Genomic DNA, 12,353 nt, shown 5'->3' on the forward strand with positions numbered 1-12,353 from the left:
GAAAACATCAAACAATACATTGATTATTACAACAACGAACGCATTAAGCTAAAACTAAAAGGCCTGAGTCCGACACAATATCGAAATCAGGCCTTGGTCGCCGCTTAGAAATGAGTCCAACTTAATGGGGTCACTTCATTCACTGAAATGGCTTTTTGTATTCTATTGACCCATCATTGTTCCGTCTTGCAACAAGTTGACGGGTTTTCGAACGTGATAGTAATCTATAGCTTCTCCTTAGAAGAAGCTAATTTTACCTTCAATACCAACAACACGCGGTTCGTTAACGATACCAGTAAGGTTGTTAAAGTCGATAGCGCCTTTCACGTTATCTTCGTCGGTCAAGTTTCTAACAAATAACGCAACTGTGTAATTATGAGCAAAGTTTTCATATCCTACACGCAAGCCTGCTTCAAAGTTGTTATCCGTTTGGAATTCGACTGACTCATAGAGGTACAAGTTTGTTTTACCTTGGAAAGCCCAATCAGTATAAGCAAACATTTCACCGTCATCACCAACTGGAAAACTATAACGAGCCGTAAGGTTCAATATGGTTTCAGGAGCTTGTGGGAAAGGGTTACCGTCAATTAGAGCACGGTTGTCGCTAGTCATTTGGTCGGTAACGGTACAGTTAGGACCGAAGTCGACGCTTGCACCACAAGGGAACAATGACAAACTATTATCTTCAATTTTAGTTTTATTGAAGCTATAGCCTGCGGTTAGCAACAAATTGTCATTCACAACATAAGTTGCGTCAACTTCAAAACCGTACGCTGTGCCTTGGTCTGCGTTGATTAACGCAATATTGTTAGCACCACCACCAATGGCTGAGAACTGCATGTCATCCACAGTGTAATAGAACAATGCTGCATTTAAACGTAAGCTGTTCTCAAGCAAATCAGATTTGAAACCAAACTCAACACTGTTGATAGTTTCTGCTTCGGCAACTGAAGGAGAGCCTTCAAATGCAACATCGCGGCCCTGAATACTTTGAGCTCTAAAACCGTTAGCATAACGAGCAAACAAAGAGGTATTTTCATCCAACTTATAGTTTGCACTTAGTTCGTAACCAACTTGACCATCATCAACGTTGATTGGATCATAATCTTGAACACTTGCGGCACCAATTACTAACGCAAAGCCATCAACGTTTTGGTCACCAACACGCAATGATTTTTCATCGTCTGTGTAACGTAAGCCACCAGTAATTGTCAATTTATCAGATACGTCATAAGTTCCTTGTCCGAATACAGCCCATGTTTGGTTGTCATGGAAAACTGTCGTCGCACCAAAGAAACCATCGATACTGGTTACATTGAATGAAGAGTCGTAATAAAACGCACCGACTTGCCAATTAAACGCATCTTTATAGTTACTGGCTAATCTAAATTCTTGAGTGAATTGTTCTAAATCATCCATATTATCTTGAGTAACTGCGGTAAATGGAATGAAGCCTGGATTACTTGTAGCGCCAGAGCCTGATCCACCGTCGATATCACCTAAGCTGTTACCTTCCGCTTCTTCATTTGCCGTGATTGAAGTGAATGTCAAATCACCAAAGTCATAATCAACTTTTACTGAATAACCAAAGTTTTCGTATGCTTGAGGGTTATTATCAAACCCGTTGCCTAATAGATTCGCATCATAATAGACAGTTTCGCGATCATAGTTTTCATTTAGCTTATTAGAACCTTTCGTAAATATGTTTGCGCGAAAGATTGACGCTGTGCCTTCTAAGTCGCGACCGTGAACGTTTAAAAGTACATCAAGGTCGTCAGTTGGAGTAAACAATAATTGTCCGCGCCAAGCAAGTTCGTCATATCCACCAATGGCATCGTCTTCACCAGAAAATGCGTTGTCGATATAATCATCACGTTGTTGTGACAGGAATGAGAAACGACCCGCTAGGTTGTCACTAAGACCACCACCCACAGCGCCTTCAATATTTACCGTACCGTAAGTAGCTAAGCTAACTTTACCGTAGGCATCAAAATCTTCAGTTGGCTTTACGCTATCAAATTTAATGATACCTGCAGTCGTGTTGCGACCAAACAATGTGCCTTGTGGACCACGAATCACTTCTACTTGTTGAACATCAAATAATGGGAAACTTTTAAGGATAACGTTTTCTTTTACGACATCATCCATAATGATAGAAACAGGTTGAGATGCTGCCAAATCGAAATCAGTATTACCTAGACCACGAATATAAAAACGAGGAGCAACACGACCATTTGAAGATTCAGCATATAAACCAGGAACTCTAACTGCCAATGCTAGAATGTCATCACCACCTGAAAAGATACTTTCAAACTTTTCTCCGCTTAAGGTTGCGATAGAGATTGGTACATCTTGTATTGATTGCACTCGTTTCTGTGCCGTCACTGTTATTTTCTCTAAACCGGCTTCCTTTTCTGCGGTTTCTTGCGCTATTGCTGTGTTAGCTTGCAATGCTGTTGCTACACATAACGCGATAGTAGCTAGTTTGTAACTTTTCATTCGATGTCACCTAAAATGAGTTTTTAAAAACTTAAGATTGTTAAAACGAAATAAGCTTATTGTTGCTATTGTCTCGAACTATCTTGAGTAAGTGCTGTTAAGTAATACATTTCTAGCCAGTATGGCTAAGAGATTGTTAAGTTTCGAACCCTAGCTTTAAATAGCTAACAGTAAAAAACGCGCGTGAGTTTAACAGAAACAGCGCCAGATCACACTATACTTATCAACATTGGTGACTAAGATCGCTTGCTATATTCAAGTCATTGTTAATCGAGTATTGATAAAATCAATTGGCAAGCTGATATCTATTCATGATGTTATGTAATTAATATAAACTTAAAAATTACGCTATTAATTGAGGCTTTAGATAATGACCGACAAATTGATCCCTGATTTGGAAATGAATTTTCAACTTTATGATGTCCTTCAGGCGGATAAACTGTGCGCTCACAGTAGGTTTGAAGAGCATAACAAGGACACTTTTTCGGCGACTCTCAGTACTGCAGAGAAAATTGCGACGAATTTGTTCTTACCTCACAATCACATCGCGGATAAAAACGAACCCACTTTTGACGGTCAAAAAGTGAGTATGATCCCAGAAGTTCAATTGGCTTATGATGCATTTTGCGAAGCAGGGTTTATCGCAGGACGCTTTAGCTTTGAAGATGGAGGCATGCAATTACCTGAAGTCATTATGACGGCGGCTTCAGCTTACTTTATGGCTGCGAACCCAAGTACAACAGCATATCCATTCCTAACGTCAGCAGCTGCTAATGTTATCTGTAATTTTGCCTCTGCAGAATTAAAAGAACTGTTCATGCCGAGAATGTTAACAGGTGAATTTACGGGAACGATGGCCTTAACTGAACCTCATGCTGGTTCTTCACTTGCTGATATTACAACATCCGCCGTTAAGCAAGGAGATGGAAGCTACAGAATTAAAGGTAGCAAAATATATATTTCTGGTGGAGAGCATGAATTATCTAGAAACATAGTTCACTTAGTATTGGCTAAAATTCCGGGTGGGCCTTCGGGAGTAAAGGGAATTTCACTTTTTGCTGTGCCTAAATTCCGTTTGGATGAAAAAGGTGAACTCGGTAATCGAAATGACGTTCAATTAGCTGGTTTGCTGCACAAGCTAGGCTATCGAGGAACTACGTCAACCGCGCTTACCTTCGGGGAAAATGGTGATTGCCATGGTTACTTGATAGGTGAGGAGCATCATGGCTTACGCTATATGTTTATGATGATGAATGAAGCGCGTATAGGTGTTGGTTTTGGAGCGGCAATGATTGGTTATCGCGGTTATCAATATTCTCTAGATTACGCCAAAGACCGAACCCAGGGACGCCATAGCGATCATTCTGAGCCTGATAAGCCCGCGCCCATCATTTTGCATGGTGATGTAAAACGAATGCTTTTGGCGCAAAAAGCCTATACCGAGGGTGGTATGGCCTTGTGCTTATATGGATCGCATTTAATCGACAGAATAAATACGTGTGGCGACGAAACAGAGAAGCAGGGAATGCAAGAATTACTCGACTTACTTACCCCCGTATTCAAAGCATGGCCCTCCGAATTTGGACCTAAAGCGAACGATCTAGGTATACAAGTTTTGGGCGGTTCTGGATATACACGAGAATACTATTCTGAGCAGTTTTGGCGTGATAACCGTTTGAATCCAATTCATGAAGGAACTAACGGTATTCAAGCTTTAGATCTCTCTTTTAGAAAGCTTTGGCAAAAAAATGGTCTTGGTTTGAAAACGCTTCAAAGTGAGATTCAACGTGACTTATCACAAATAGTCACAGCGAAAACAGGCCTCATGGCAAAAGAGTTAGGGCAATATCTTGAGGAATTACACAAAATTATATTGCATGTCTCAAGCGCATTAGAAAACGGCAAACATGATGCTTTATTAGCGAATGCTCAAGCACTGATGAACGTGTTTGCTCAAATCGTCGTTAGCTGGATTTGGATCCGCCAAGCTAGCGTCGCTGAACAAAAGTTGAACGACACAAATCTAAATGAACAAGAAGCCAATTTTTATAAAGGTAAGGTTCAAGCGGCTCAGTACTTTATTAGTTGGGAACTGCCTACGATAGAACGTGATTTAAAAATACTACAACAAGATAACAAGGTTTGTAGCGACATGAACCCAAATTGGTTCTAAGGATAATGAATATGAAGAATAAACAATGGTTACTAGCTAAACGCCCATTCGGTGAGCCAACAGCAGATACTTGGGAATTGGTCGAAAATACGGTTCCGGACATTAAAGAAGGTGAACTACTTGTTAAGGTCCTATACATTTCACTCGATCCAGCAATGCGTGGGTGGTTAAACGACGCTAAATCTTATATCGAACCCGTTCAAATAGGTGCAGTAATGCGCGCAGGTACTGTGGGTAAGGTCATTTCAAGTAAGAATGAGAGGTTTGCCGAAGGTGATTATGTATGCGGTTACGAGGGTGTTCAAGAGTACGGAGTCACCGATGGCAAAATGTTGCACACGGTAGACCCTAAGTTAGCGCCTCTATCTTACTACTTAGGTGTTCTGGGAATGCCCGGGATGACTGGCTACTTTGGATTGCTGAAAACAGGTGAACCAAAAGCAGGTGAAACTGTTGTTGTCAGTGGTGCTGCAGGCGCAGTGGGTGGCCTTGTAGGTCAAATAGCACGCATCAAAGGCTGTCGTGTTGTAGGGATCGCCGGCGGCGCTGAAAAGTGCAAATTCCTAGTTGATGAATTAGGCTTCGATGCCGCCATCGACTATAAATCACAGAACATAAAAAAAGCACTAAAAGAGGCATGCCCTAAAGGTGTTGATGTCTTCTTTGATAATGTGGGCGGCGAGATACTGGATGATGTTTTAACTCAAATAAACATGAAGGCTCGGATTGTTATTTGCGGTGCTATTAGTCAATACAACAATACGACACCAGTTAAAGGGCCATCTAATTACCTGTCACTACTAGTTAACCGCGCGAAAATGGAAGGAATCGTTGTATTTGATAATGTGGCTGAATACCCCACTGCAATGAAGGACATCGCGGGCTGGATTCAATCTGGCGAAATGAAAGTAAAAGACCACGTTGTTGAAGGCATCGAAACATTCCCAGACACATTAATGATGCTTTTCAAAGGTGAAAACTTCGGTAAGCTTGTACTCAAAGTAGGTGATGAATAATGAACCCAGCTGCAAATGTAGAAAACAAACGTATATTGGTTACCGGCGGCGCATCTGGCATAGGTGCTGAAGTGGCATTGCTTTTGGCAAGTAGGGGCGCGAACGTTCTAATCGCTGATTTATCAGAAGAGAATGGTGTAAAAATACAAGAAGAAGCTGCTAGTAAAGGTAGCGATATTCAATTTTCAAAAGTTGACGTTGCCGATGCTGACTCGGTTCGAGCTTTATTTGCGCATGCAATGCAAACCTTAGGTGGTTTGGATGTGGTGATTAATAATGCAGGCATCGATCATAAACCTGCGCCAATGCACGAACTAAGTGACGACGACTTCGATAGGAACATTGCGGTAAACTTAAAAGGTGTTTGGCACTGTATGCGAGCAGCAATCGCATGCTTAGCGCCAAACGGTGGCGGACATGTTATTAACGTTGCTTCAGTGGCAGGTTTACGTTCATCGCCCATGATATCTGCTTATTCGGCGTCTAAGCACGGCGTTATTGGTCTAACTAAATCGGCTGCGGTAGAATATGCCCGTGCAAATATTCGTTTTAACGCTGTTTGCCCGAGTTTTGTCGACACACCTATGGTTCAAAATACTTTAGCGAAGCTAGATGAACGTGGTCAAAAAGCCATAGTTAACGCCAACCCGATGAAGCGTCTAGGCAAGCCTGAGGAAATAGCGGGTGCAATGGCATGGTTATGCAGTGACGAAAGCAGCTTTATGACTGGGCAAACAATGGTACTAGATGGTGGGATGCTAGCGTAAGTCAGCCATTGAATAAAAAGACACATAGAAAAGGACATAAAATGAAAGATTTATTCGATTTAAGTGGAAAGGTCGCCGTGATCACTGGTGCAAGTCGAGGTATTGGTGAATCAATTGCGAGGCTTTTGGCAGCAAAAGGTGCCCACGTTATTGTCTCAAGCCGAAAGATTGATGGCTGTGAAGCGGTGGCGGCCAGTATTCGCGAGAGTGGCGGTAAAGCCTCTGCCTTTGCTTGTCATGTTGGTGAAATGGACCAAATCTCAAGTTTGTTTGCACATGTTAAGACAGAATTTGGCAAGATTGATATCTTGGTAAACAACGCTGCAGCAAACCCATATTTTGGACATATACTTGATACTGACTTAAGTGCTTACCAGAAAACGGTTGATGTGAACATTCGAGGTTATTTTTTCATGTCTATTGAAGCAGGCAAGATGATGCGTGAGCAGGGGGGCGGTGTCATTCTCAATACTGCTTCAGTCAATGGTGTGACGCCTGGCGACATGCAAGGAATATATTCAATTACTAAAGCGGCAGTTATCAGTATGACTAAATCCTTTGCTAAAGAGTGTGGCAAATTAAATATACGTGTGAATGCACTGCTACCGGGCTTAACAGATACAAAATTTGCTTCAGCACTAACAACAAACGATTCAATTTTAAAGCACGCGCTGAAAGTCATACCTTTAGGTCGTGTAGCCGATCCTGATGAAATGGCTGGCACAGTGTTGTATCTAGTATCAGATGCTTCAAGCTATACGACTGGCGCATGCATTAACGTGGATGGCGGGATGTTAGCCTAATGCAAATTTGGGTTGACGCCGATGCATGTCCACTTGTTATAAAGGAGGTCTTGATAAAGGCCTCTCAGCGAACTTTAGTGCCACTTACCTTTGTTGCTAATCAATATATTTCAGTACCTCCAAATGCGCATATTACTTCTTTACAGGTAAGTGCGGGCTTCGATGTTGCCGACGATGAAATTGTAAAACGTTGTCAGCCTAACGATTTAGTCATAACAGGCGACATTCCATTGGCCGCAGAGATAATTGCCAAGGATGGTTTAGCGGTAAATTTTAGAGGTGAGGCTTACGACAAAGCAACAATCAAAGCCACGCTGACTATGCGCGATTTTATGGATCAAATTCGCGCAAGTGGTGAGCGCACGGGTGGACCGAAAGCATTTTCGGCGAAAGATAAGATGAATTTCGCTAATCAAATTGATCGGATTCTTTCGGCAAGATGATAAATTTGAAAATTACTTAAATGCGTTCAATTAAGTTAATAAAAACAGTATTTTAGTTATGCGTAACTCTCGTGGCGCTCTACATATATAGATTTCTTTAGTTTTTACTTCGTGAAATATGTAAAAGCTTTTTTGTAGAGTCTTCCTATAAGGTTCTTCAACCAAAGACAAAAAAGTCGGCCAATGCATTGCAAGGACCGACTTTTGATATGATACAACACGAGCATTCTATAATGTTTTAAAGAATACTAGCCTCTTAAAGAACACCTGCTATCGCTGCTGCTAATACTTCAACGTTCTTCGTGTTAATGCCAGCAATATTGACTCGGCTTGAATCTACAAAGTAAACGCTGCTTTCATCGCGTAATTTCATGACCTGCTCAGGTGCGATACACAAATATGAGAACATACCTTTTTGTTGATTAATGAATCCAAAGTCTTTTGAAGCACCTTGTAATTTTAAATTGTCGACCAATAGTTTACGCAACTGGATCATGCGCTCACGCATCTCTGTTACTTCATTCTGCCACATCGTGTTTAAGTTCTCGTTCGCCAAGATGATATCCACCAAGGCACCACCATAAGAGGGAGGCATAGAGTAAATTCCACGTGCTACGTATTGAATTTGAGATTGTACAATATCTCTGTTAGCTGAATTCTGCGTAATCAAAGCGGCTAAACCAACGCGCTCACGGTACAAACCGAAGTTTTTGCTGCACGAGGCTGCGATGATCATTTCGGGTACTGATTCTGCCATTAAGCGAATACCATACGCATCTTCGTCTAAGCCATCGCCAAAACCTTGATAAGCAACATCGATGAAAGGCAAGAAGCCAACTTCATTGGCCAATTTAGCCACTGCTTGCCACTGTTCTTTCGTTAAATCCGCACCAGTAGGGTTGTGACAGCAGCCATGTAGTAAAACGACATCGCCTTTTTTGACTTGAGACAAGCAAGTCATCATTTCGTCGAATTTAATGCTCGCGGTTTCCTTATCGAAATAAGGGTAGGTTGCTAATTCCAAACCAGCGCTGCCGATTAGTGGAATATGGTTCGCCCACGTTGGGTCACTTACCCACACTTTGGTATCTGCGTTACATCGTTTTAGCAATTCGGCCAGAATTCTTAAAGCGCCGCAACCACCTGGAGCCTGAACCGCAGCAACGCGATTTGCTAACAATACCGGATTTGCTTTACCTAAAATAAGTTCAAGCATGCCATCTATATATCCTTGAACACCTTGCGGGGTTATATAAACCTTTGAGGTTTCCGTTTCCATTAAGTGTTTTTGTGCTTCAACGACAGCGTTTAAAATCGGTGTATTACCTTGCTCATCCTTATATACGCCAACACCTAAATCGATCTTTGCAGGATTGGTATCTTTTTTGAAGGCAGTGGATAAACCGAGAATTGGATCTGGGGCTAAAGCAGGCAAATGTTCAAACACGAGTTTTCCTTAAATGTGAAATAAATGACGTTATGATTTTAGGCCTTGTATTATGCCAGTTTTATCTTAATTTTCGAGCTAAATAAAATTCATAGTACATGATTTTTTATTTTGTCTTTTTTAATATCAAACTCAAAGTGTTGCACTGCGGTTTGTTCGCCGTCGGCATTGAATGCTCGCTCTTCCCAAATAACATGTTGGTGATGATCGACCAATAATACCGTTGAAGATCGAGTGCCATAATCAGGACTTTTAATGAATATAGATGATAATTGGCGTTCTATTTCAATTGGCACGCCCGTCTTGGGTAATGCATCGTCGGCTGCGGGCTTATTATTTTTCAGAAGTTCGAATAGATGTTCCGTGTCCAACACATCAGCATGTTGGCAGTATTTAGCTAGCGCGTCTCTGCCAGTTGATATTTTGGGCCAAGGACTATTGAGTGAAGCATTAGAAAGACCATAGACGCCATCTTCTAAGGGTATACAGGTATCTTCAAAATTATTGTACACGTACAATTGTTCAAGAGAACCAAACAACAAATTGTAACCGTTATAGAGTGCTTTTGAATCAGTCAATTTTTGTGGATATTTTTTCTTTTTCTTATTTGACGCTAGCAAATAATTAATGACCAGTTCTCCGCGCGTTACGGCATCCTCAACTTCTGTACCTGGCGCTCGAATATTGGTTATTGCTGCGACACTGCCATCTTTATGAATGCCCATCCATGTGCCGCCAGCTTGATTGTCCTTGCCTGCCAGTATTTCTTTGTGATGCTCCCAAAATGTTGCGTTTGTTGTCGGACGAACGTGAAATTCGTCGCGGTTAGCCGCAATTATGAGGGGAAACTTAGGATGCTGGTTAACAGCGATAAACAAAATACACATATGTTGAGTAGCAACCTTTACTTATCATGCGTCACCCGACGCTATTACGAATAGTGAACAAGGGAATAATTTAACCCATATTGTTCTAACTAGGTGGCGTAGAACAAGCAGATAACTATGGTATTATCTTGCTAACAAGTCAATACGAGAAATGTTTTCAGTGAAGAAATTAGCTTTTGATACCAAATTAGTCCACGCAGATAGGAAAATTAATAAGCCACAGTTTGGTGCTGTACATGAATCAAGCAATAATTCGGTGTTATTTGAATTCGAAGATGTACAAGATCTTGTAGATGTATTTCAAGGGAAAAAATTGGGGCACGTGTATTCTCGTTCTAGCAGCTCTTCAGCGGTATCTTTACAAAATATACTAAATGAATTGGAAGGTGGGGTTGGTGCAATTGTATTTGCGACAGGAATGGCAGCTATCAGTGCAACTTTCTTATCCTTACTGAAAGCTGGTGACCATATCATTGTGAGTCAATATCTTTTCGGAAATACACGCAGCTTTCTAGCCACAATTGAAGGTTTTGGAATTAGTGTTAGCTATGTCGATGTCACTGAACTAAGTCAAGTTCAACAAGCTCATAATGAAAATACGAAGATGGTGTTTTGTGAAACGATTGCTAATCCAGTTACCCAAGTAGCTGATTTGAAGGGCATTGGCGAGTGGTGTGAAGCTAACAATATCATTTTTGCTTTAGACAACACGATGACACCAAGCGTCCTTTTAGACTCAAAAGCAATCAAAGCATCTTTATTACTGACATCCTTAACTAAATACATTGGAGGTCATGGTAATGTCCTTGGCGGCGTATTAGTCGATACGGGTCTATTCGATTGGAGCAAGTACGATAATATTGACGAAATTTATCAGGTAGAAAATCAACAGCATTGGGGCCTTACTCAGATTAAAAAGCGTGGTTTGCGTGATATGGGAGCAACCTTAGCGCCTCAATCTGCACACTTAGTTTCCATGGGCTTAGAAACACTTACAATGCGTTTGCGAAAAACCTGCGCAAATGCTCAAGCATTAGCTAAATATCTAGTCACACATAGAGGGGTTAGGGCGGTTCATTATCCTGGATTAGATAAACACCCCCAGCACGAAAGAGCAAAGAGCCTGTTCAAACGTGGTTATGGCGGAATCTTATCTGTCGAGCTTAATGACAGCATCAATCCTCATGAGTTCTTAAATAGCTTATCGTTGGTCATTTCAGCTACGCATTTGGGAGATACACGCACTTTGGCTTTACCAATAGCTTCAACAGTGTTCTACGAAAATGGACCGGAAGAAAGACGTAAGATGGGTATTGCAGATTCTCTTATTAGAATCTCTGTCGGTATTGAAGATATAGAAGATATTTTAAGTGATTTTGACTCAGCTTTTGCTGCCTTGCTTTGAAGCAATAAATTACTTAATAAATTATACTAAAGTTTAATGAACTAATATCAAAATTGAGGGACTAAATTATACTGTTGATTAAAGAACCATCGTTTTTTAGTTGTCGGTTCTTTATTTAGTAGTGTGTTCCTAGTTGAGTGTGTTTAGCCCCTCCTGTCTAAGGCGGGGCTTTTTTTGTCTTATTTTTTAGATTATTTTTTATAGTTTATAAAGCTAAGGCGGCTTTTATATCTGCAACAAAATCTTCGTTGTCTGGTTTCGTGAATGCGCTATATGAATCAACGACGTCTCCATTCTTGTCCATCAGATATTTATAAAAATTCCATTTCGGTTCAGAGCCGGCTTTCTTTGCTAGCATTGCGTATAGTGGATCTGCATCATCACCGCGCACTGAAATAGATTCAAACATCGGGAACTTCACACCGTAAGTTAATTCACACAATTCAGCAGTTTTTTTCTCGTCTCCAAACTCTTGGTTAAAGTCATTTGACGGAAAACCAAGAATAACTAGGCCTTCCTCTTTATGCTTTTCATAAAGCGCTTCTAATCCTTCAAATTGAGGGGTGAAACCACACTTACTGGCCGTATTAACAAAAAGTACAGTTTTACCTTTATATGCTTCACACATATTTACTACTTCTTGAGAGTTAAGTTTTCTCTTTGCAAACTTCAGCAAATCAGGGCACTCACTAGCATTGGCGAACTGGCTGAGGGCCAATAATAACACTATGGATATCACTTTTTTCATAAACTGTCGTCCTCTTTTATCTATTAAGATTTTGTTATATTTATTTTATTATCAGGATATTTGTGTACTTGCTAAAAACGGGTTCAGTCGAAGAACTATTTACAGTAACATGTTAACCTGAAGGTTCCATAATCTGAGAATAGTCATTATTGCTATAATCAGATT

11 protein-coding genes are annotated in these 12,353 nt (G+C 40.8%); 7 read left to right on the forward strand and 4 right to left on the reverse strand.

Annotated features, from left to right (window positions below):
• A partial coding sequence (locus ACKLNX_RS02405; RefSeq protein WP_412970873.1) for an IS3 family transposase occupies positions 1-108 on the forward strand: 108 nt, incomplete at its 5' end.
• Between the two features lie 129 nt (positions 109-237).
• On the opposite strand, the gene ACKLNX_RS02410 is transcribed toward ACKLNX_RS02405, so the two are convergent.
• Complete coding sequence (locus ACKLNX_RS02410; RefSeq protein ID WP_412971096.1) at positions 238-2,499, reverse strand: TonB-dependent receptor; 2,262 nt, start codon at positions 2,497-2,499, stop codon at positions 238-240.
• Between the two features lie 370 nt (positions 2,500-2,869).
• On the opposite strand from ACKLNX_RS02410, the gene ACKLNX_RS02415 reads away from it, so the two are divergent.
• From ACKLNX_RS02415 to ACKLNX_RS02435, 5 genes are read left to right on the forward strand one after another with little or no spacing between them, the layout of a single operon-like run.
• The gene (locus tag ACKLNX_RS02415; protein ID WP_412971097.1) at positions 2,870-4,672 is read left to right on the forward strand and encodes an acyl-CoA dehydrogenase; all 1,803 of its coding nucleotides are present in this window, start codon (positions 2,870-2,872) and stop codon (positions 4,670-4,672) included.
• A gap of 11 nt (positions 4,673-4,683) precedes the next feature.
• Positions 4,684-5,688 (forward strand): NADP-dependent oxidoreductase, encoded by a 1,005-nt coding sequence (locus ACKLNX_RS02420; RefSeq protein WP_412971098.1) that lies wholly within the window; start codon positions 4,684-4,686, stop codon positions 5,686-5,688.
• Positions 5,688-6,455, forward strand: a complete 768-nt coding sequence (locus ACKLNX_RS02425) for an SDR family NAD(P)-dependent oxidoreductase (RefSeq protein WP_412971099.1) — start codon at positions 5,688-5,690, stop codon at positions 6,453-6,455. The genes ACKLNX_RS02420 and ACKLNX_RS02425 overlap by 1 nt, the downstream gene beginning before the upstream one ends.
• 41 nt (positions 6,456-6,496) lie before the next feature.
• Complete coding sequence (locus ACKLNX_RS02430; RefSeq protein WP_411694713.1) at positions 6,497-7,258, forward strand: SDR family oxidoreductase; 762 nt, start codon at positions 6,497-6,499, stop codon at positions 7,256-7,258.
• Positions 7,258-7,701 (forward strand): YaiI/YqxD family protein, encoded by a 444-nt coding sequence (locus ACKLNX_RS02435; protein ID WP_411694712.1) that lies wholly within the window; start codon positions 7,258-7,260, stop codon positions 7,699-7,701. The genes ACKLNX_RS02430 and ACKLNX_RS02435 overlap by 1 nt, the downstream gene beginning before the upstream one ends.
• 256 nt (positions 7,702-7,957) lie before the next feature.
• Here the strand turns inward: ACKLNX_RS02435 and ACKLNX_RS02440 are convergent, their stop codons facing one another.
• Positions 7,958-9,148, reverse strand: a complete 1,191-nt coding sequence (locus ACKLNX_RS02440) for an aromatic amino acid transaminase (RefSeq protein WP_412971100.1) — start codon at positions 9,146-9,148, stop codon at positions 7,958-7,960.
• An 89-nt stretch (positions 9,149-9,237) separates the two neighbouring features.
• A complete protein-coding gene (locus ACKLNX_RS02445; RefSeq protein WP_412971101.1) occupies positions 9,238-10,035 on the reverse strand; it encodes an NRDE family protein in 798 nt (265 codons plus the stop codon).
• A gap of 160 nt (positions 10,036-10,195) precedes the next feature.
• On the opposite strand from ACKLNX_RS02445, the gene ACKLNX_RS02450 reads away from it, so the two are divergent.
• Positions 10,196-11,440, forward strand: a complete 1,245-nt coding sequence (locus ACKLNX_RS02450) for a cystathionine gamma-synthase family protein (RefSeq protein ID WP_411694709.1) — start codon at positions 10,196-10,198, stop codon at positions 11,438-11,440.
• Positions 11,441-11,645: 205 nt separating this feature from the next.
• Here ACKLNX_RS02450 and ACKLNX_RS02455 read toward each other — a convergent pair whose 3' ends face one another.
• On the reverse strand, positions 11,646-12,188 hold the full coding sequence (locus ACKLNX_RS02455) for a glutathione peroxidase (RefSeq protein WP_411694708.1): 543 nt from the start codon (positions 12,186-12,188) through the stop codon (positions 11,646-11,648).
• Positions 12,189-12,353: the final 165 nt, after the last annotated feature.

The sequence above is a fragment of the Glaciecola sp. MF2-115 genome (assembly GCF_047250385.1).
Classification (GTDB): Bacteria; Pseudomonadota; Gammaproteobacteria; order Enterobacterales; family Alteromonadaceae; genus Glaciecola.

Excerpts from the sequence above, each read along its gene's own strand:
- ACKLNX_RS02410 (WP_412971096.1), bottom strand. The coding sequence starts at position 2,499 with ATGAAAAGTTACAAACTAGCTACTATCGCGTTATGTGTAGCAACAGCA.
- ACKLNX_RS02435 (WP_411694712.1), top strand. The coding sequence starts at position 7,258 with ATGCAAATTTGGGTTGACGCCGATGCATGTCCACTTGTTATAAAGGAG.
- ACKLNX_RS02415 (WP_412971097.1), top strand. The coding sequence starts at position 2,870 with ATGACCGACAAATTGATCCCTGATTTGGAAATGAATTTTCAACTTTAT.
- ACKLNX_RS02420 (WP_412971098.1), top strand. The coding sequence starts at position 4,684 with ATGAAGAATAAACAATGGTTACTAGCTAAACGCCCATTCGGTGAGCCA.
- ACKLNX_RS02455 (WP_411694708.1), bottom strand. The coding sequence starts at position 12,188 with ATGAAAAAAGTGATATCCATAGTGTTATTATTGGCCCTCAGCCAGTTC.
- ACKLNX_RS02445 (WP_412971101.1), bottom strand. The coding sequence starts at position 10,035 with ATGTGTATTTTGTTTATCGCTGTTAACCAGCATCCTAAGTTTCCCCTC.
- ACKLNX_RS02425 (WP_412971099.1), top strand. The coding sequence starts at position 5,688 with ATGAACCCAGCTGCAAATGTAGAAAACAAACGTATATTGGTTACCGGC.
- ACKLNX_RS02430 (WP_411694713.1), top strand. The coding sequence starts at position 6,497 with ATGAAAGATTTATTCGATTTAAGTGGAAAGGTCGCCGTGATCACTGGT.